21 protein-coding genes are annotated in these 21,178 nt (G+C 31.3%); 17 read left to right on the top strand and 4 right to left on the bottom strand.

Going from position 1 to position 21,178, the window contains the following annotated elements:
- Nucleotide 1 precedes the first annotated feature (1 nt).
- The gene (locus tag AC5LAX_RS06355) at nucleotides 2-772 is read right to left on the bottom strand and encodes a histidinol-phosphatase HisJ family protein (RefSeq protein WP_115152123.1); all 771 of its coding nucleotides are present in this window, start codon (nucleotides 770-772) and stop codon (nucleotides 2-4) included.
- Nucleotides 773-794: 22 nt separating this feature from the next.
- Nucleotides 795-1,049: a TIGR03905 family TSCPD domain-containing protein gene (locus AC5LAX_RS06360; protein ID WP_008539685.1), complete on the bottom strand. Its 255-nt coding sequence runs from the start codon at nucleotides 1,047-1,049 to the stop codon at nucleotides 795-797.
- A 177-nt stretch (nucleotides 1,050-1,226) separates the two neighbouring features.
- On the opposite strand from AC5LAX_RS06360, the gene AC5LAX_RS06365 reads away from it, so the two are divergent.
- Nucleotides 1,227-2,552 (top strand): UDP-glucose dehydrogenase family protein, encoded by a 1,326-nt coding sequence (locus tag AC5LAX_RS06365; RefSeq protein ID WP_008539688.1) that lies wholly within the window; start codon nucleotides 1,227-1,229, stop codon nucleotides 2,550-2,552.
- Between the two features lie 58 nt (nucleotides 2,553-2,610).
- Here the strand turns inward: AC5LAX_RS06365 and AC5LAX_RS06370 are convergent, their stop codons facing one another.
- Nucleotides 2,611-2,961, bottom strand: coding sequence for a cupin domain-containing protein (locus AC5LAX_RS06370; protein WP_008539690.1), 351 nt, complete (start codon nucleotides 2,959-2,961; stop codon nucleotides 2,611-2,613).
- Between the two features lie 93 nt (nucleotides 2,962-3,054).
- Here AC5LAX_RS06370 and AC5LAX_RS06375 point away from each other — a divergent pair, with 93 nt between their 5' ends.
- From AC5LAX_RS06375 to AC5LAX_RS06415, 9 genes are all read left to right on the top strand, one after another.
- Nucleotides 3,055-3,813 (top strand): YdcF family protein, encoded by a 759-nt coding sequence (locus tag AC5LAX_RS06375; protein WP_008539691.1) that lies wholly within the window; start codon nucleotides 3,055-3,057, stop codon nucleotides 3,811-3,813.
- Nucleotides 3,814-3,871: 58 nt separating this feature from the next.
- Nucleotides 3,872-5,227 carry an MATE family efflux transporter gene (locus AC5LAX_RS06380; RefSeq protein ID WP_117464241.1) on the top strand — a complete coding sequence of 452 codons (1,356 nt, stop codon included), beginning with the start codon at nucleotides 3,872-3,874 and terminating at the stop codon, nucleotides 5,225-5,227.
- Between the two features lie 130 nt (nucleotides 5,228-5,357).
- Nucleotides 5,358-6,710, top strand: coding sequence for a phosphohexomutase domain-containing protein (locus tag AC5LAX_RS06385; RefSeq protein ID WP_117976340.1), 1,353 nt, complete (start codon nucleotides 5,358-5,360; stop codon nucleotides 6,708-6,710).
- 160 nt (nucleotides 6,711-6,870) lie between these two features.
- The gene (locus tag AC5LAX_RS06390) at nucleotides 6,871-8,325 is read left to right on the top strand and encodes a phosphoglucose isomerase-related protein (RefSeq protein ID WP_288909435.1); all 1,455 of its coding nucleotides are present in this window, start codon (nucleotides 6,871-6,873) and stop codon (nucleotides 8,323-8,325) included.
- A gap of 76 nt (nucleotides 8,326-8,401) precedes the next feature.
- Entirely contained in the window at nucleotides 8,402-9,040 is a 639-nt protein-coding gene (locus tag AC5LAX_RS06395) for a hypothetical protein (RefSeq protein ID WP_288909436.1), read from the top strand.
- 37 nt (nucleotides 9,041-9,077) lie between these two features.
- Entirely contained in the window at nucleotides 9,078-10,397 is a 1,320-nt protein-coding gene (locus tag AC5LAX_RS06400) for a type II secretion system protein GspD (RefSeq protein WP_288909437.1), read from the top strand.
- 126 nt (nucleotides 10,398-10,523) lie between these two features.
- Nucleotides 10,524-11,849 carry a glutamate-1-semialdehyde 2,1-aminomutase gene (hemL, locus tag AC5LAX_RS06405; protein ID WP_008539699.1) on the top strand — a complete coding sequence of 442 codons (1,326 nt, stop codon included), beginning with the start codon at nucleotides 10,524-10,526 and terminating at the stop codon, nucleotides 11,847-11,849.
- A 95-nt stretch (nucleotides 11,850-11,944) separates the two neighbouring features.
- Nucleotides 11,945-13,666, top strand: a complete 1,722-nt coding sequence (locus tag AC5LAX_RS06410) for a phosphoethanolamine transferase (protein WP_167625057.1) — start codon at nucleotides 11,945-11,947, stop codon at nucleotides 13,664-13,666.
- A 13-nt stretch (nucleotides 13,667-13,679) separates the two neighbouring features.
- Nucleotides 13,680-14,096 carry a GNAT family N-acetyltransferase gene (locus AC5LAX_RS06415; RefSeq protein ID WP_288909438.1) on the top strand — a complete coding sequence of 139 codons (417 nt, stop codon included), beginning with the start codon at nucleotides 13,680-13,682 and terminating at the stop codon, nucleotides 14,094-14,096.
- Between the two features lie 90 nt (nucleotides 14,097-14,186).
- On the opposite strand, the gene AC5LAX_RS06420 is transcribed toward AC5LAX_RS06415, so the two are convergent.
- Nucleotides 14,187-14,594 (bottom strand): hypothetical protein, encoded by a 408-nt coding sequence (locus AC5LAX_RS06420; protein ID WP_008539702.1) that lies wholly within the window; start codon nucleotides 14,592-14,594, stop codon nucleotides 14,187-14,189.
- A gap of 294 nt (nucleotides 14,595-14,888) precedes the next feature.
- Between AC5LAX_RS06420 and AC5LAX_RS06425 the strand changes: the two genes are divergently transcribed.
- The 7 genes from AC5LAX_RS06425 to trhA all read left to right on the top strand — a co-directional run bounded on the left by AC5LAX_RS06425 (nucleotide 14,889) and on the right by trhA (nucleotide 21,124).
- Nucleotides 14,889-15,773 (top strand): phosphate ABC transporter substrate-binding protein, encoded by an 885-nt coding sequence (locus AC5LAX_RS06425; RefSeq protein WP_008539703.1) that lies wholly within the window; start codon nucleotides 14,889-14,891, stop codon nucleotides 15,771-15,773.
- 83 nt (nucleotides 15,774-15,856) lie between these two features.
- Nucleotides 15,857-16,762 (top strand): phosphate ABC transporter permease subunit PstC, encoded by a 906-nt coding sequence (gene pstC / locus AC5LAX_RS06430; RefSeq protein WP_015561655.1) that lies wholly within the window; start codon nucleotides 15,857-15,859, stop codon nucleotides 16,760-16,762.
- Nucleotides 16,759-17,634, top strand: coding sequence for a phosphate ABC transporter permease PstA (gene pstA, locus AC5LAX_RS06435; RefSeq protein WP_117976335.1), 876 nt, complete (start codon nucleotides 16,759-16,761; stop codon nucleotides 17,632-17,634). The genes pstC and pstA overlap by 4 nt, the downstream gene beginning before the upstream one ends.
- 2 nt (nucleotides 17,635-17,636) lie before the next feature.
- Complete coding sequence (gene pstB, locus AC5LAX_RS06440; protein ID WP_008539709.1) at nucleotides 17,637-18,401, top strand: phosphate ABC transporter ATP-binding protein PstB; 765 nt, start codon at nucleotides 17,637-17,639, stop codon at nucleotides 18,399-18,401.
- 33 nt (nucleotides 18,402-18,434) lie between these two features.
- Complete coding sequence (phoU, locus tag AC5LAX_RS06445) at nucleotides 18,435-19,082, top strand: phosphate signaling complex protein PhoU (protein ID WP_018998760.1); 648 nt, start codon at nucleotides 18,435-18,437, stop codon at nucleotides 19,080-19,082.
- Nucleotides 19,083-19,187: 105 nt separating this feature from the next.
- Complete coding sequence (locus AC5LAX_RS06450; RefSeq protein ID WP_288909439.1) at nucleotides 19,188-20,213, top strand: phosphatase domain-containing putative toxin; 1,026 nt, start codon at nucleotides 19,188-19,190, stop codon at nucleotides 20,211-20,213.
- A gap of 245 nt (nucleotides 20,214-20,458) precedes the next feature.
- On the top strand, nucleotides 20,459-21,124 hold the full coding sequence (gene trhA, locus AC5LAX_RS06455) for a PAQR family membrane homeostasis protein TrhA (RefSeq protein WP_118035448.1): 666 nt from the start codon (nucleotides 20,459-20,461) through the stop codon (nucleotides 21,122-21,124).
- Nucleotides 21,125-21,178: the final 54 nt, after the last annotated feature.

Raw genomic sequence — 21,178 nt, forward strand, 5'->3', positions numbered from 1 at the left:
TTTAAATTTTACTGAGTTGCATTTGACGATTGACAAAATATACTGGTTGTAAATTTAATTTATCAAGTAATGCATAAGCTTCTTTAAAGGCAAAACCTATATTTTCTGGTTTATGTGCATCAGAGCCTATACTTACATATTTACCACCAAGCATAGCATAGCGTTCATATAATTTTAATAAAATAGATATATTATTAGAGTTATCAAAACGTCTAGTATTTAGTTCAGGCACAATACCTTTGTCAATGATTGTCTGCCAAAGAATATCAATAGTGTCATGGAATTCTTCATAGCAAATATCTTTTTTTGCATATGGAGCATAACGACAAATATAATCTACATGACCTAGTATATTAGCAAAATCATGTTGTTTGATTAATTTTATCATTGTGTTTAAATAGTTTAGATATACAGTATGCTTATCTTCAGTATAACAGGATTCATAAAATAAATCTTTACCATCTAATAAATGCAATGAGCAAATAACTTGGTCAAAAGGAGCACTTTCGACAAATTTTTTACTTTGAATAAGAGTATGTTCTTGCATACCAACTTCTACACCTAAATAGAGTGTTTTTGATTGGTAGCTAGAATATTCTTGAAAATATTGTTGGGGGTTAAACTCATAGATATCATCACCAGGAAAATCATAATCTAAATGTTCTGTGAGTACTAAGCCTATATTTTGTTGTTTAGCACTTAAGATGGCATCTTCGATAGACATTTTAGAGTCAGCAGAAAATTTTGTATGCAGATGAGTATCAAAAAGCATAAAAATCACCCTTTATAATTTATTATTTTTGAATAGCTTCACTTAAAGCTCTAGATAATTGATCAGGGCAAGAAGTAGGACGCATACCACAATGTATACCTTGACATTTATCAATGACATTTTGAGCAGATTGACCTTCGATTAACTTGCTGATACCTTGAAGATTTCCGTTACAACCACCGATGAATTCTACATCATGAATGATATTGTTTTCATCAAGGCTGAAATTTATAAGTTTTGAACAAGTACCAGAAGTTGTATAAGAAAATTTTTTCATAGAAAATCACAATCCTTTATTTTATAGTATATATATTGTTTATTATTATTTGTACTATTATAAAATGACAATTCGTTATTTGTAAATAATTTCTTGATATTTAGACATAAATAAGGCAAAATATACTAAGTATAAATAAATTTGTGAGCGATTTTATATATAGAGGTGTAAATATTAATGAAAGTTGCAATGATAGGAACAGGTTATGTAGGACTTGTTACAGGAACTTGTTTTGCCGCTACAGGAAATAATGTTATTTGCGTTGATGTGGCAGAGCAAAAAATTGAAAATTTGAAAAAGGGAATAATTCCTATATATGAGCCAGGTCTAGAACAAATGGTAAAATCAGCTCAACAGCGAGGCAATTTGAAATTCACAACTGATATAAAAGAAGCTTTAAAAGAAAGTGATATTTGTTTTATCGCAGTGGGAACACCTATGGGCGAAGATGGCAGTGCTGATTTACAATATGTAATGAATGCAGCACGTGAAATCGGTCAATATATGATTCATGATATGTATATCGTGGATAAATCAACAGTACCAGTGGGAACTGGAGATAAAGTAAAAGCTGTAATTCAAGAAGAATTAGATAAACGTGGTAGTGATTTAAAATTTGATGTTATATCTAATCCTGAATTTTTAAAAGAAGGTAATGCTTGCCAAGATTTTATGCATCCAGATAGAGTGGTTATTGGCTCTGAAAATGCAAAATCAATAGAAGTTATGCAAGAATTATATGAACCATTTATTCGTTCTAGTGAATTTTTCGTAACTATGGATATCAAAAGTGCAGAACTCACAAAATACGCTGCAAATGCTATGCTTGCTACTAAGATTTCTTTTATCAATGAAATCGCTAATATCAGTGAACGCGTAGGAGCTGATATCAATAAAGTAAGACGTGGCATCGCAAGTGATTCTCGCATTGGGTATAGTTTCTTAAATCCAGGTTGTGGTTATGGTGGAAGTTGTTTCCCTAAAGATGTAAAAGCTTTGATTAAAACAAGTAAAGAACATGATTATGAACCAGAATTATTATCATCTGTAGAAAATGTAAATTCTCGTCAAAAGATGGTATTAGTGCATAGTATCACAGAAGTTTTAGGTGAAGATTTAAGTGATAAAAAAATTGCAATCTGGGGATTAGCTTTTAAACCTGGAACAGATGATATGCGAGAAGCTCCATCAATCAGATTGATTGAAGAATTGAAACAACGTGGAGCAAAAGTACAAGCATACGACCCTCAAGCTATGAATATGGCAAAATCTTTTTATCTTAAAGATGTAGAAGTAGAGTATATAAATAATAAATATGATGCTCTAAATGATGTGGATGCTTTAGTGATTGTCACTGAATGGAAAGAATTCCAAAGTCCAGATTTCATGGAAATTGCTGCAAGAATGAAGGGCAATGATATTTTTGATGGACGAAATATTTATAAAGCAAAAACAGTAAAAAGTCATGGCTTAAATTATTATCAAATTGGTGTACGAAAATAAATATTGTGTTAAAATAAAAGTAGCTACTAAATTGATTAATTTAGTAGCTACAATATTTTTATTTAACTGTATTGATAATAAGAGCTGTGAATTCTAGATTTTCAGAAGAAGATGTGTTTTCGATGCCATGACCTTCTCCATCTGGACAGAAGACAACATCACCAGCTTTAACTTCAATAATATTTCCGTTATCACTGTAAAGACCACTGCCTTTAGTGATATAATAAGCTTCGCCGTTACCGTGATGTTCATGATAGCCTAAAGAACAATTTGGCTCTAAAGTAACATGAGCGAACATACCGCATTGTTCTTTTAATTCGTTTTTAGTGAGTAAATGTTCAATAATGATATGACCTTTACCACCATTTGCTTTTTCTTTGCGGACAATTTCATGTTCTGTGAAAATCATAGTAAAACCCTCCAAAAATAAAATATTATTTATTAATATTTTATCATAGATTAAAAAAAATTGTGACAATTTATTAGAAAAGAAAGGAATTTTATGATTGAGTTTTTAAAATTTGGTGCTAGTTGGGTATTACCGCCAGGTATATTTTTTGTTTTATTTTTATTTATAGCTTATTGTTGTAAAAAAAGAAAACAAACAAGACTAGCAATAGCTATTACATTTGTTACATTTATTTTTTATTTAGCATCAACTTCTTATGTAGCAAGTATGTTAATTGGTAGATTAGAAGATGCTTATGACCCACCAAAACATTTACCTAATGCAGATGTAATTATTGTTTTAGGTGGTGGAGCTACAGGCGATACACCAGATGTTACTGGAACAGGGACTTTATGCAGTATACCAGCAAATCGATTACTTACAGCTGTTCGCTTACAGAAGAAATTAGGTATACCAATTATTGTATCTGGTGGACAAATTTATGAAGATAGTGGTAGAGAAGCAGATATTGCCAGACGTATTTTGAAAGAACTCGGTGTATCTGAAGATATGATTTTATTAGAAAATCGTAGCTTAAATACAACACAAAATGCAGAGTATAGTACTAATATTTTAAAATCAAGAAAGTATAAACAGCCTTTACTTGTAACATCAGCTTTTCATATGGAAAGAGCAGTTGTTAATTTTAATAAATTAGGTGTAGATGTAATACCATATCCTTGCGATTATATGGTGAATAAAGAAAAAGTTTTTCACTATAATCGCTTAGCACCATCATCGCAGGCTTTAGAATTTACAGCAATTTATCTGCAAGAAAATTTACGAACTTTTGTAACTAAATATATAGAATAGATAGCTATAATCCATTTGAAATTTTTCAAATGGATTGATACATAAGGACGGTGATATTATGGTAAAAGATTTAACTACAGGTAGCCCTGCCAAATTAATTTTGATGTTTACTTTGCCACTTATTGTAGGTAATGTATTTCAACAATTATATTTATTAAGTGATACTTTAATTGTAGGTCGTTTACTCGGTGTAAGTGCATTAGCAGCTGTAGGTTGTAGTGGCTGTTTGATGTTCTTTATGATTGGATTTGTAATAGGTTTTACAGCTGGATTATCTATTTGCACAGGACAGCGTTTCGGGGCAAAAGATGAAGAAGGAATGAAAAAAAGTGCAGCAGCTTGTGTAGTTTTGAGTGCTATTACAACTGTTATTGTAACTATTTTTGGCGTGATAATGGTTCGCCCTGCACTTATTTTTTTACAGACACCACCAGAAGTATTGGATATGGCATGTACTTTTTTAACTGTAATTTTTTTAGGAATTGTAGCTACAATGATGTTTAATATGTCTTCTAATTTAATTCGCGCTTTAGGAGATAGTAAAACACCACTTTATTTTTTAATCTTAGGTTGTGTATTAAACATCATTTTAGAAGTAGTTTTTATCGGTGTATTTAACTGGGGTATTCAAGGTGCAGGTTTTGCAACTGTATTAGCACAATTAATCAATGGTGGTTGTTGTGTATATTATATTAAAAAGAAAATACCTCTATTACATTTTGAATTAAAAGATTTAAAGATTTCTAGAGAAATAGCTATACAACATTTAAAAGTAGCTCTTCCTATGGGATTTCAAGCTTCAATCATCGCTATCGGTGCTATTATTTTGCAAGTCCCTTTGAATAATTTAGGTGAAGTCGCTGTAGCAGCATATGCAGCAGCTCAAAAAATAGATATGATAGCTGTTATGCCACTTATGTCTTTTGGCATGGCAATGGCAGCTTATACAGCTCAAAATTATGGTGCAGGTCGTATGGATAGAATAAAGACTGGCGTTAATAAATGTATTTTAATGTCAGGTGGTTTTAGTATTTTAGCAGGAATGATGAATATTTGTTTAGGTCCAATCTTAATTAGATTATTTGTGGGTGATGGGCAAGAACAAGTAGTGGAATATGGTCATATTTATTTGATTGTAAATGGTTCATGCTATTTAATTTTATCTTTATTATTTATTTATCGTTATACATTGCAAGGTTTGGGACAAAGCATTATTCCTACTTTTGCAGGTATCATGGAATTGGTGATGAGAGCGGCAGCTGGTCTATTTTTAGTTGATGCATTTGGTTATATCGGTGCATGTTGGGCAAATCCTATGGCATGGATTGGCTCTTGTGTGCCACTTATGATAACTTTTTATATTACAAGAAAATCTTTATTGAAAAAGTATTATGAACACAAATTATCAGTTTGATTTGCATAGGAAAAAGTTTTCTATATTTTTTTATATTTATATAAACTGAAAAAAAATAAAAATAGATTGCCAATTTTGATAAATAATAATATTATATTTATAGATTTATAAATTTATTGAGGTGAAGAATATGGAATTAAAATCATCAGCATTCAAAGCATATGATATTCGTGGAAAATTCCCAGAAGAAGTTAATGAAGAATTAGCTTATAGAATTGGTCGTGTATTTCCAACATTATTTAATGCTAAAAGAGTTGCAGTAGGTCATGACATCAGACTTTCTGGTCCAGATATTCAAAAAGCTTTAGAACTCGGTCTTACTGAAATGGGTTGTGAAGTTGTAGATATCGGTCAGTGTGGTACTGAAATGATTTATTTTGCAACAGCTCATCTTGGTTTAGATGGCGGTATCATGATTACTGCTAGTCATAATCCAAAAGAATACAATGGTTTAAAATTAGTTCGTAAAGAAGCTCGTCCTATCAGTGGTGATACTGGTCTTAAAGATATTGAAGCTAAAGTTATGGCTGGCGATTTAGGTACACCTGCTGAAGTACCTGCAAAAGTTATCGAAGTTGATATTATGAAAGATTATATCGACCATTTATTAACTTATGTAGATATGAGTGCTTTAAAACCATTAAAAATTGTTGTAAACTCTGGTAATGGTGCAGCTGGCCCAGCTATCGATGAACTCGAAAAACGCTTACCATTCAACTTTGTAAAAGTAAATAACAATCCAGATGGTACATTCCCTAATGGCGTACCAAATCCATTATTAATGGAAAACCGCGAAGCTACTGCAAAAGTTGTTCGTGAAGAAAAAGCAGATTTAGGTGTTGCTTTTGATGGTGACTTTGACCGTTGCTTTATTTTTGATGAAAATGGCGACATGATTGAAGGTTACTATATCGTTGGTTTCTTAGCAAAAGCATTTTTAAATAAAAATCCTGGTGCTAAAATCATCTATGACCCACGCCTCACTTGGAACACAATTGAACTTGTTGAAGAAGCTGGCGGTGTACCTGTTATGTGTAAGAGCGGTCATGCATTTATTAAAGATTGCATGCGTAAAGAAGATGCTGTTTATGGCGGCGAAATGTCTGCACATAACTACTTCAAAGATTTCTCTTTCTGCGATAGCGGTATGATTACATGGCTTTTAGTTGCTGAATTATTATGCCAGGCTGAAGGCAAAATGTCTGAAATGCTCAAAGAACGCATGGAACGTTATCCAATCAGCGGTGAAATCAATAGCACAGTAGCAGATGCAAAAGCTGTTATGGCTGCAATTGAAGAAAAATATGGTTCTACTGGCGAAGTTTGCAAAATGGACGGTTTCAGTGTAGATTATCCTGAATGGAGATTCAATGTTCGTATTTCCAATACTGAACCAGTTGTTCGTCTTAATGTAGAAACTCGTGGCGATAAAAAACTTCTTGAAGAAAAAACAGCAGAAGTTTTAGCAGTTATTCGTGGCTAATAAATATATAAAGTATATTTGATATTTATAAGTGCATAATTAATCGTCAATAAAAACTAAATATGATATAATAGGACTATTCAAATATATTTTTTTTGATATTTTGGATAGTTCTATTTTATGATAGGCTATATGTTTTAGTTAAGGGGGAAATAAAAACATGAGTATCAAATTGAAATCTGGCTTTACTTTTGACTATGATAACTTATTTGGCGAAGGTAAAGTAACTAAAGCTGATATTGAAGCTTTTGGTGAAAAATTAAAAGAAGCTCATAAAGCAATGAATGTAATGCGTGAAACTGGCGTAATCAAAGGTCATTTATCCAAAGATGGTGAACCTGAAAAAGTATTATTCAGCCAGTGCCCATATATTCAAGAAGGACCTTTGAATTCTCCTGAATCTATGAAACGTCTTCAAGATTTACGTGAATCTGTAAGAAATCGTGTAGATGCAGTTGTTTCTTTAGGTATCGGTGGTTCTTATCTTGGTAACAAAGTGTTATTCGATATTCAATGTGGTGAATTCTGGAATAGCAAATCCACTGAAGAAAGAAATGGTTATCCAAAATTCTATTTCAGCGGTAACAATATTGACCCACGTCGTACAAAAGATTTAATTGATAATCTTGAAGATTGTGCAGAAATTACAAAAACTCATTACAAACGCAACTATAAAGTAATGCTCATCGTAATTTCTAAATCTGGTGGAACACTCGACACTATGTCTAACTTCATGGTAGTTTATGATGCATTGAAGAAAAATCCACAGATTGAAGTAGAAGTTGTAGCAGTAACTGACCCTAATCTTGAAAAACCAACATTATTAAAACAGATGGCTATTGACCATAACTGGCCACAATTCTCTGTACCAGACGGAGTTGGCGGACGTTTCACTGTATTTACAGATGTAGGTCTTACAACAGCTGCTTGCATTGGCTTTGATATTGATGAATTCTTACGCGGTGCAAGAGATATGGACGAAGCTTGTAAATCTGACGATGTTTGGGAAAACCCAGCAATGTTAAATGCTGCTTTAAAATACATCGCTTCTGAAAAATATGGTCGTCATATTGAAGTTATGATGCCATATGGCGATTATCTTGAATCCTTATCCATGTGGTACATTCAGTTATTAGCTGAATCCTTAGGAAAACAATTCGACAAAGAAGGCAATGAAGTATGCTATGGTCGTACTCCAGTTGTTGCTCTTGGTACACGTGACATGCACTCTCAGACTCAACAACATCAAGAAGGTATGCTTGATAAAGTTGTTCAGTTTATTCGTGTAGAAAAATGGGAAAATGATTTAGTAATTCCTAACGTATTCCCAGAAGTTAAAAAACTTGCTGATATCTCTGGCGTAACAATGGGTGACGCTTTAGAAGTTGCTCGTCAGTCCAATGCTGATGCTCTTGCTTCTAACAAACGTTTCAATGCATTATTCAGCTTACCTGAAATGAATGCTTATCATTTAGGTGAACTCTTATACATGCTTGCTATGTCCGTTGCTTACGAAGGTGAATTTGCAAATGTTGACGCATTTGACCAACCAGGTGTAGAAGCTTATAAACGCATAATGGGACCTAAACTTCAAGAATTAAAAGCTAAACAATAATTTTTAATTTTTGCAGTTGATTTTAGAAAGAGGATACATTTGTATCCTCTTTTTGTCATTTTTAAAGAGGTTTATTATGGTGAAATATAAAGAATTTATACGAGAAAAACTTCAAAAATTGAATAATTTACCAAAGAAATGGCAACAGGTAATAATATGTATATTAGTAATAATAGTAGCTATTATTTATTGTTTTAGTGGTGGAGAAAAAACAAAAATAGCTGTAAGTGAAAAAGTAGAAAATGGAAATACGATTATTTCAGCAAATGGTGAAGATGAGGAAAAAAATAAAAATAGTAAGATGATTTATAGCATGGATAAAGATATATCAGTAATAAAAAATCCTTTTTCATTTGAACATGAAGAAAAATCAGATAGTAAAATAATGACAATTGAAGAAAAACAAAAAAATAAAGATAAAGTAAATACAAATAATGAAAATATAGAAATGAAAACACAGCAACAGCAAATATCAACGATAAATAAAAATGAAAAGAAGGTAAAAAAATCAATAGAAAATGAGCAAAATGTATATAAATTAAAAGCTATTTTGGATTTTAATCAAGAGAAAGTAGCTTTATTTAGTATAAATGACAAAATATATAGAGTGCGACAAGGTGATATGGTAAATGATATAAAAATTTTAGCGATTGGACAAAATAATTTAATTTTGCAAGAAAACACAGGAAAAGAAGTAAAATGCCCTTTAACTTAAAGCTAAAGAGTTTAGTGTAATAGCTTAGGAGTTAATGATGAAAAACTTAATTAAAAAATATTTGATACTATTGACTGTAATTTTAGGGATAATTTGTAGCAATATAATATCTGTAAGTGCTAATGAATTAGAAGCAGTAGATGTAGATATTAGAAATTTACTCACAAGTATAGCTTTAACAAATAATTTAAATATAGTAATAAGTGATGAAGTACAAGGAAATGTATCTGTAAAATTGAGTAATATAAATGCTCAAGATATGATAAAGATTATCGCGGAAAATAATAATTATACGTATCAATTTAAAGATAATGTCATTTATATAAGTAAGGGAGATAAAGATATAAATTTATATACAGTGCAGGTAAATTATTTAGAATTAGATAAAATAGCACAAACTATAAATTTGATGTTAACAGGTAATTTGCCTGATAAAATAGATGATAAAGATAAAAAAACAGCCATAAATAATAAAGTGATGATTGATGAAAGCGAAAATACAATAAGTTTTTATGGAACCTTGAAACAATATGAACAGATAAAAAATTTTTTACAAGAACAAGACAAACCGCAAAAACAAGTTTCATTAGAAGCAAAAGTAACTGCTATTCAAAAAGATGCTGCTAAAGATTTAGGTGTGAGCTGGGAATGGTCAAAACTTCCTCAATCACCAGAGCATGAAATAACTTATGATACAGTAAAGCATACAGTAATAAATGAAGATGGTACAAAAGAAGAAATAACAGATTATTTACCTGTAGATGAAGTAACGCGTAAATGGAATGATGATGAAAATACTCCTGGGGTGATTCGCTTTGGCAAAGGTGTAGATGGCTATCCTTATGAATTTTATTATGCTGCTAAGATTGATGCTTTGATAAGTGATGGCAAGGCGAATATTTTAGCACGTCCAAATATTACTACAATACAGGGAAAAGAAGCTGTTATAAATATAGGTAGTGAAGTTCCTGTGCCTACTGTATCAACGACAAATTCAACGACTACAACTTCGATAAAATATCGTGAAGCTGGTATTATTTTAAAATGTACACCAAGAGTAAATGAAGATGGCATAATCACAGTAAAAGTACATACAGAAGTAAGTTCACCAATGTATGTAGAAGATATGAAAGCATATCGTTTTCAAAAGCGTTCAGCAGATACGATAGTTCGCCTAAAAGATGGTCAAACTATGGTAATTGGCGGTTTGATTGGCAGTGATGAAGCAAAACAAATGAGTAAAATTCCTTTTTTAGGAGATATTCCAATATTAGGCAATTTATTTAAACATATACAAAAGAGTAAAAGTGATACAGAAGTTATGATTTTTTTGACAGCACGTGAAGTAAATGATTGAATGAAAATTTTTTATAAATAGAGGATAGATAAGAAAGTAAAGCGAGTTTATAGCTTTTATGATATAATATTTGCTTAGTAATAGCTTATATTTGATAAAATTTTTATAAGTATTGGAGATGAATATATGCTTAATTTAGAAAAATCTTCTCAAGCTTTTGCGCAGGCTAAAGAAGTTATGCCAGGTGGGGTAAATAGTCCTGTACGCTCTTTTGCTAGAGTGAAATGTGATCCACCTTTTATAGCTAAGGCTAGTGGCAGTAAAATTTATGATATTGATGGTAATGAATATATTGATTATGTAGGTTCTTGGGGTCCAATGATAGTTGGTCATGCTCATCCAAATGTAGTGAAAGCAATTCAAGAAGCAACAACTCGTGGTACAAGTTACGGTGCACCTACATTATTAGAAACACAACTTGCTAAAAAAGTAATAGAATTAATGCCTTCTATTGAAAAAATTCGCATGGTAAATTCAGGTACAGAAGCTACAATGAGCGCTCTTCGTGTGGCTCGTGGTTATACTGGTCGTGATAAAATTGTAAAATTCATCGGTTGTTATCATGGTCATGCTGATAGCTTACTTGTAAAAGCTGGTTCTGGTGCAGCTACTTTTGGTCAACCAGATAGCCCAGGGGTAACAAAAGGGACAGCTAAAGATACAATTACAGTTCCATATAATGATATCGAAGCTTTTGTTAATTTGATGAATGAACAAGGCGATGAAATTGCAGCTGTAATCGTTGAACCAGTTGCAGGTAATATGGGTCTTGTACTTCCAAAACAAGGCTTTTTATCTACACTTCGCAAAGAAACAGAAAAACATGGCACTGTACTCATCTTTGATGAAGTAATGTGTGGCTTTAGAGTAGCGTTAAATGGTGCTCAAGCAGCTTATGGAATTAGACCTGATTTGACTTGCTTAGGTAAAATTATAGGTGGCGGTCTTCCTGTAGCAGCTTATGGTGGTAAACGTGAAATCATGGATTGTGTATCACCAAAAGGCCCAGTTTATCAGGCTGGTACATTGAGTGGAAATCCACTTGCTATGACTGCTGGTATTGCTACACTTGATATAATTTCTGCTGACCCAGCATGGGGTAAAGCTGATTATACACGTGAATTATCTATTAAAACAAAACATGTTTTACAAGGTTTTGCCAAAGCAGCTAAAGATGCAGGTGTAAAAGTACAACTTCATCAAGCAGGTTCAATGTTTGGTGTATTCTTCAATGAAAATGATGTATATGACTATGCTACATCTGAAAGCTCTGATCAAGAAGCTTTTGGCGTATGGTTCATGTCTATGCTTGAACAGGGAATATATCTTGCTCCATCTCAATTTGAAACATTGTTTATGTCTGGCGCTCATAGTGATGATGATATTGTAAAAACTATTGATGCTGCAGAAGTTGCAATGAAAAAAGTAGCAGAATTTCTTAATAATAAATAATAAAAAACTAAAAAATATATAGCAAAATCTAAAATCCTTAGTATAATAAAACAGTATACTAAGGATTTTTTGATTTTTATAAGAGGACGTTATAATTGATTTTAATAGATAAATTTAAATTAAATTTGAAAAAAATATATAATGGTTTAAAAAATATAATATTAAACCCTGCAAAAATAATAGATTTATGTTGGCAAAAAATATTTAAAGTCATAGAACAAGAGTTTTTCTTTATTAGTTTAATGATGATATTCAATTTTATGCCATATTTATATTTGTTTTGTTTATATAATCAATATGAAAATGCCATAGGTGGTTTATTTAAGCCTTTTAGCGTGATTATTTTCATGGGATTAATTATAAATTTTCTACATGGTAAATTGAAAAAATGCTTGAAGTATTTTATTTTAAGTATAAGCATGATTTTATCTTTGATGGAATTATTTATAATTGGTAAATATTATACTTTTACTACAGCAGGGATAATAAGTGTAATCATTGGTACAAATCTTCATGAAACGATAGAATTTATCACTATGTATTTTTCCTGGAGCTATTTGATTTTTATATTTGCTTTAGCTTTAATCATTTATTTATTAAATTATATAAGTAGAAAAGTAAACTTAAATAATAAATTAGTTATTTTATTTTTACCTTATTTTTGTTTATATAGTTTATTTTATGTAATCATACCTGGGAAAAATCTCACAGAATGTTTGACTTTTACAAGGCTTATAGCACCTGTAGAGCAAGCTGTAGAGGATGCGATAGCTTTTCGTGAAATTTATACAAATATGCAAAATAATGTGCAGATAGTGGATAAGGGCAGAGATATACCAAATATTGTATTTATTTTAGGTGAGTCAACATCAAAAGGTCATATGAGTTTATATGGTTATCCATTAGAAACAACGCCAAAGATGGAGAAGATGGCTAAAAATAATGAGCTCTATGTTTTTAAAGATGTAATCAGTCCCCATGCTTATACTATTGGTTCACTTCGTGAAGTATTTACTTTTCACAATTATGAAGCCACAAATAAATGGTATGAATGTAATAATTTATTTGATATCATGAAAAAAGCAGGTTATAAAACATATTGGCTTTCTAATCAAGAGACTTCAGGTCAATGGGCAAACGTGGCACTGGCTTATGCTAATCGTTGTGATTATAAGAAATTTACAGGAATTAGACAATCATATGAGAAATCTTATCGTGCTGATGGTGAGTTATTGCCTTTATTATATGAAGCTATGAATAATGATAGTGATAAGAATTTTTATGTATTGCATCTAATGGGTTGTCATGGTGAATATGAAAATAGATATACGCCAGATTTTGCTAAGTTTTCTGATGTAGATGAAACAAAGGGAATAATAAAAACGCAGGAAGCAAAAACGAAAAGAGCACAGTATGATAATGCTATTTTATATAATGATACGATTGTAACTCAAGTTATGGAAGCTTTTAAGGATAAAGATGCTATAGTTATCTATATGCCAGACCATGGTGAAGAAGTTTATGATTTGAAAAATTTCAATGGTCATAGTGATGATAATCCTACTAAATCTATGTTAGAAATACCATTTGTTATTTATACTACAGAGAAATTTAAGCAGAAATATCCTCTAGTAGATGCACAGATTAGAGCTTCTGTAGATAAAAAATATATGACAGATGATTTAATTCATACTATTTTAGATATTACAGGGATAAAAACACCAGAATTTCAGGAAACGCGAAGTATTATAAATCCATATTATAATCAAGAGCGAAAGCGAATTTTCTTAGACAAAGATTATGATAATTGGCAATGATTTTGAGGCGATTATGTATATAAGAAATTATCAAAAGAGTGATTTAAAAAGTATTATTTTTTTATTTAGAGAAACTGTGCATAGTGTGAATAGTAAAGATTATACACAAGAGCAGGTAAAAATATGGGCACCTGAAAATATTGATGAAAAAAGTTGGCATTTGAGTTTGTTAAGCCATTATACATTGGTGGCTATAGATAAAGAAAAGATAGTGGGCTTTGTTGATTTAGATGAAAATTATGTAAATAGATTATATGTAGCAAAAGATTATCAGCGACAAAAAATAGCGACTAGATTAATGGATAAAATAGAAAATTATGCTAAAAAACAAGGTCAAATATCTTTGTATAGTCATGTATCTATAACTGCTAAAAAATTTTTTCTAGATAGAGGTTATATCGTAAATAAAGAGCAATATGTTGAAAAATAAAATATTTTATTTAAAAACTATATAATGGAGAAATTTTTATAAAAAAAAACGCTTATATTACTAATTATTTGTAGTAATATAAGCGTTTTTTTAACGTTTAAAGAAATGAAAGATAAGCCAAGCTACGACTCCGACGCCAAGTAAGGTTAAAAGTGCAGGTAGTGCGACAAAAAAGAAAAAGCCAATGATAGCAATACCGCCGATAGCCATTAAACCTCGAGTGAGCCAGCTAGAAGAGGATTTTCCTCCAAGATTAATATAACGGACTTTTATGCCACTAGAACGTGGTGAACGATAATATCTATTATTATAAGATTGTTGATATTGTTGCTGATTTTCTTGAGTTGTTTCTTTGCGATAATTATTTTCGTCTTCAATTGTAATACCATCAAAATTATTGATTTCTCGATTACTCATAGTTTGCACATCGTGGATATGATAGCAATTCGGACAGATACCATGTTCATCTAATTCGTGATTACATTTTGTGCAACGCATAATTTTTCTCCTTATATTGTTAAAACTAAAATACATTCATATTTTAAGTATATTAGTCAAAAAGTCAATTGTCAAGGATTTGTCAAAAACTGGAAAATATTTTATTTATCTTTGTTAAATTTAAAATCTATTTGTAAAAAATTTTACATTTTCTTCACATTGTAAGAGAATTATAAATTAATTCTGTCATATTTATTTTAAATTTTACAGAAAAGTCATTGTAACTTTACATTGAGTGAGTATACTAAGTACAACAAATTAATTGCAAGGTATTTTTAGGAGGATTAAAGTATTATGAATTGGAAAAAATTAGCATCTCTTGGCGTTGTCGCAATGATGTCTCTTAGTATTTTAGGTTGTGGTAGTGATACTGCTTCTAATGATAAAGCTGCATCTTCTAGCAGTCTTTCTGGTAGTATTACAGGATCAGGTTCTTCTGCGTTATTACCTTTAGCTAAAGACGCTGCTGATAAATTTAAAGAATTACATCCAGAAGTTTCTATCACATTAAATGGTGGCGGATCTGGTACAGGTCTTAAACAAGTTGCTGATGGTTCTGTAGATATCGGTAACTCTGATGTAGCTGCTGATACAAAACTTGATAAAGCTGTAGCTGATGGTTTAGTTGATCATAAAGTTTGCGTTGTAACAATGGCTCCAGTAGTAAATAAAGATATTGCAGCAACTGTAAAATCTTTAACAAAACAACAATTAACAGATATTTTCACTGCTAAAATCACAAACTGGAAAGAAGTTGGCGGTCCTGATGAAGAAATCGTATTAATCACTCGTCCTTCTACATCTGGTACTCGTGCATTATTTAAAGAATTTGCTTTAGGCGGAGCAGAAGAAGCTTCTAATAAATCCTTAGAAACAGATGACTCTGGTACTTTACTTCAGAGCATTAAAGATAATAAAGGTGCAATTGGTTATGTAGCATTATCTTATCTTGTAAACAATCAAGATGTTGCAACTGTTTCTGTTGATGGTGTAGCTCCTACTTTAGAAAACACATACAATGGTACTTATCCTGTATGGGGTTATGAACATATGTATACTAAAGGCGAACCTAATGCTACTGTAAAAGCATATTTAGATTTCATTATGTCTGATGAATATGGTAAATCCATGGAAGCTCAAGGTTACGGTGTAACTAGCAAAATGCAAGTTCAGAGATAATTAGAATAGAAAATTGGGCGAATGAATTTTCGCCCATTTTTTTTGCCAAAATAAATGCTAATTTTTATCAAAGGAGTGTCAAAATGGAATCATCACATACAGCTGTATATCGTCAAAATAATATTTGGCGAGGGATTATCACAGCTTGCGGTTTATTAATGATAATTATAACCTTAGCCATTGGGGCATTTTTATGCTACAAAGGTGTAGGTACATTCACTACATATGGTCATAGCGTGGGTGAATTTTTATTTTCTTCACAATGGGCACCAGCCGATAATGCTCAAGGTGGCGGTAAAGTCGGTGCAGCAATATTCATTTTTGGTTCAATTATCACTTGTGCTTTAGCACTTTTGATTTCAACACCATTTAGTATTGCAAGTGCGATTTTCATGACAGAAATTTCTCCAGGGATTGGTAGAAAAATTCTTCAACCAGCTGTAGAAATTTTCGTAGGTATTCCTTCTGTTGTATATGGTTGGATTGGTCTTACAATTTTAGTTCCATTTATCAAAGATTTATTTGATTTAAAATTTGGTTTTTCTGTATTAGCAGCAGGTATTGTTTTAGCAGTAATGATTTATCCAACAATTACTAGCTTATCTGCTGATGCGATTAGAAGTATTCCAAAATCTTTCCGTCAAGCATCTTATGGGTTAGGTGCTACTCGTTGGCAGACAATCAGTCAAGTTGTAATACCTGCTTCTAAATCCGGTTTGATGACTGCTATTGTTTTAGGTCTTGCTCGTGCATTCGGTGAAGCTTTGGCAGTAGCAATGGTTATCGGTAAGATGAAAGCTTTTCCAGAAAGTCTTTTATCCCCAACTACAAACTTAACAGCAGCGATTGCTTCTGATATGGGTGGGGCGATGGAAGGCAGTGAATACAATATAGCTTTATGGTCTATGGCTTTATTGTTATTCATCATTTCCTTAGTATTTATCTTTATTATTCATTATATTTCAGCTAAAGGAGGCCATAAGGCATGACTGTAATTCAAAGAGCCAAATTTATGGATAAATTTATGACTGGCTTCTTTTATGTTGTCGCTGGTTTTTTCTTATTATTATTGTTGGCTTTTACTTTATATGTAATTATTAAAGGCTTTGCAAATTTTACTCCGAATATGTTTTCCTTTACTAGAAATGGTATAGGTAATCTATTTTTTAACACTATTTATTTAGTATTTTTATCTTTGCTTGTAAGTGTTCCTCTTGGGATTGCAGCTGGTATTTATATGGCTGAATATGCAAAACCAGGAAAGACTACAAAATTTTTAAGAATTTGTATTGAAACATTATCCTCATTGCCATCTATCGTTGTAGGTTTATTTGGTTATTTAGTATTTATTGTAATGACAGGTTCTCAATGGAATTTATTTGCAGGTGCTTTGGCTGTATCTATTTTGAGTTTACCTTTGATTACAACAGTAACAGAAGATGCTTTCCGCTCATTACCTCCTGGGTATAAAAAAGGTAGTATGGGTATGGGTGCTACACTTTGGCAGACTATCCGTTATGTAATGCTTCCTGCTTGTATGCCTCGCATTATGACAGGTGTAATCTTAGCTGCTGGTCGTGGCTTTGGTGAAGCTGCTGCACTTTTATATACTGCTGGTATGAGTACAGATATCGTTTGGTCAAATTGGAATATTTTTTCTCCAACATGTCCGCTCAATCCATTTAGACCAGGGGAAACTTTAGCGCTTAATATCTGGGCATCAAGAACAGAAGCTTTAGCTCCTAATGCTGCAGATATTGCAAATTTATCCTCAGCAATTTTGATGATAATGGTATTTTCATTTAGTATAGGTGCTCGTTTTTTAAGTAGTTATCTTGATAAGAAAAATGGAGGAAAATAAACGTGGCTAATAACGCTGATATAAAATTTAATGTTGATAATTTGGAATTATTCTATGGTAATTTTAAAGCCTTAAAAGGCATTGATATGGAAATCAAGAAAAATGAAATTACTGCTCTTATTGGGCCATCTGGTTGTGGTAAATCTACATTCTTAAAAACTTTAAATCGCATGAACGATTTAGAAGATGGTGTAAAAGTAACAGGCAGAATTCATTTAGATGGTGTAGATATCTATAAAGAAATGGATTCTATTACACTTCGTCATCGTGTAGGTATGGTATTCCAACAGCCAAATCCATTCCCAAAAAGCATCTATGATAATGTAGCTTATGGACCAAGAATTCATGGTATTCGCAAAAAAAGCCAATTAGATGAAATCGTAGAAAGAAGTCTTCGTCAAGCTGCTATTTGGGACGAATTAAAAGACCGCTTAAATAAATCTGCACTTGGTTTATCTGGTGGTCAACAACAGCGTTTATGTATTGCAAGAACTTTAGCAGTTCAGCCAGATGTTATCTTGATGGACGAACCTACTTCTGCTCTTGACCCGATTTCTACAATGAAAATTGAAGACTTAGCACTTGAATTGAAAAAGGATTATACAATTGTAATCGTTACACATAATATGCAACAAGCAAGCCGTATATCTGATAAAACAGCATTCTTCTTATTAGGTGAGTTAATCGAATACGGAGAAACTACAGAGTTATTTGCAAATCCTAAAAATCCAAAAACAGAAGAATATATTACTGGTAGATTTGGTTGATTTGTATAGTGCGTTTATTTAAAGGAGATAAAAATGGCTAATAGAATAAAATATATAAATGAATTAGATTGTTTAATTAGAGATGTAGAATTAGTAGGAGCTCAGCTTCAAGAAACTTTAGATGAAGTTATAAACAATTTAGTAGAAAAAAATGAGATTTTAGCAAAAAAAATCATAAAAAATGATGTATGGTTTAATAAAGCTGAACATGATATCAATGAAAAATGCTTGCGTTTAGTATTGACTCAAGCACCTGTAGCTACAGACTGGCGTGAAATTGCTTCCATCATGAAAATGATTGGTGATATTGAACGTATGGCTGACCATTGTGCAGATATCTCTAAATACACTATGAGCTTAGCAAAAGAAGAAACTGTAACATTGCCAGATTATTTTGGTGATATGGTAAATGTTATGCGTGAAATGGTTTTTGATAGCGTAAAATGTTTCAGAGATTCTGATGTTGATTTAGCTAAAAAAATTATTGAAACAGATAATGTAGTAGATAATTACTTTAAAAGATTTCGTGAAGATATAGCTGGATTGATTAAAGAAAATCCACAAAATGTAGAGGCATATCTCAATTATTTGATGATTGGTAAATATGTAGAACGTATAGCTGACCATTCTACAAATGTAGCTGAATGGATTATCTATATTGTTAAAAATGAATTAAAATAAAAAGTAAAACTCATAATAAATATTTTCATATAAAAACTATTTATTATGAGTTTTTTATTGTTTTTTAAAATATATATGATTAAACTTAAATATGAGGTGATAAAAATGAAACTGAAATATTTAAGTTTATTATTGAGTTCAATTTGTATTATGCAATTTATGACAGTACCTTCTTTGGCAAATGCACAAGCTATGGAAATAAAATCTAATTTAGCAATTGATGTAGAAAACATAAAAGATACAGCAGAGTATAAAGGTTATCTTTGGCGCATAGATGCTAAAGATGATGATAATTTGCCTAGAAATTTTCGTACATCAAAGGATAAGTTCAAAAAGGTAAGTGATAAATATGGAATTGATGTTAATTATGTGCCTACAAGAGAAGGTTTAGATGAATTACAAGCTTCAGGTAGTGCGCAATTTTCGTTAAATCAATTTTCGGCTTTAACTAAAGCTTTGCAGGAAAATGGTGCTAAAGATATTTATATAGTGGATTTAAGACAAGAAAATCATGGATTTTTTAATAATGATGCTGTTAGCTGGTATGGTAAACGCGATTGGGCGAATATAGGGAAATCAAGAAAAGAAATTATTCGTCAGGAAATGAATTTATTGAAAGCTAATCTAAATAAAAACACAAAAAGAGCCACTTTAGATGACGATAAAAATGCTGATGAAGTAGATACTTCTTTGATAAAAATAGTAACAACTGAAAAAAATTTAGTGAAGAAAAATAATTTACATTATGTGAGAATGACAGCAACTGACCACGTTTGGCCAAGTCCTGAAAATATAGATGAATTTATCAAACTGTATAAATCTTTGCCTAAAGAGGCATGGCTACATTTTCATTGCGAAGCTGGTAAAGGAAGAACAACAACATTTTTAGCAATGTATGATATGATGAAAAATCCACAAGTGCCATTAAAAGATATATTATATCGTCAATTATTATTAGGTGGAAATTATGTGGCATATACAGAAGATATTTCCGCTAGCAGTAATTGGAAGGCGCCTTATTATAATCAAAAAGCAAAAATGATAGAAGTTTTCTATCAATATGTGCAGGAAAATCATCAGAATAATTTCCAAGTTTTATGGTCAGATTGGCTTGAAAATCATAGTTTATAAATAGGTTAATATTTAATTTGGATATATATTTATAAAAACTTTTAATTGATAAAAATAGATAATAAATTCTTATAATATGCTTTGAAATAAGAAAAATATCATGAGAGTTGATAAGTGTAGTATTTTATATTTTAGAATTAAAACCTATTAAATTAATATGTAAATACTATCTATTAATAATTTTTTATTGTGATATAATGTTGATGTTAAAAAGATTTAAAGCTTGTAGGAAAGAAGGCGATAAAATGAGTACAGAATATGTATATAAGTCCACAAAAAAAATAGAAGAAATTTTAAATGCGATTACCCATGGAGTGGGAACGCTACTAGCAGTTATTGGTTTGGTTGCAATGTTGTATTATGGCTATGATAAAGGAATTTTGCATTTAACAAGTATCATAGTATATGGTGTTTCCATGATATTATTATATTTAGCTTCGACACTGTATCATAGTTTTAGTTTTTGCAGTCAAAAAGTGCAATCTGTGTTTAAATGTATAGACCATTCGGCAATATATTTACTAATTGCAGGCAATTATACGCCATTTGCTCTGATTGCTCTATATGGTACTTTAGGCTGGGCTGTATTTGGCGTAGTTTGGGGATTGGCTTTAGCGGGAATAGTATTTCAAATTTTCTTTTATAATCGTTTCCGCGTCATTGGTACTATTTGTTATTTAGTCATGGGTTGGCTTGCTGTTACCATCGTAAATCCCCTACTTGATACTTTGTCTGTAGAAGCTATTTGGTGGCTTGTAGCTGGTGGTGTTTTATATAGTATTGGAGCAATTTTTTATTTAGTGCGTAAAATACCATATAATCATGTTATTTGGCATGTTTTTGTGATTTTAGGCAGTGCAGCTCATTTTATTACAATTTATTGTTATGTATTGCCACTTAGTATAGATTAATTATTTTGATAAAATAAAGGCTCAATTATCTAAAATAATGGTAGATAGTTGAGC

Source organism: Megamonas sp. (assembly GCF_986095205.1).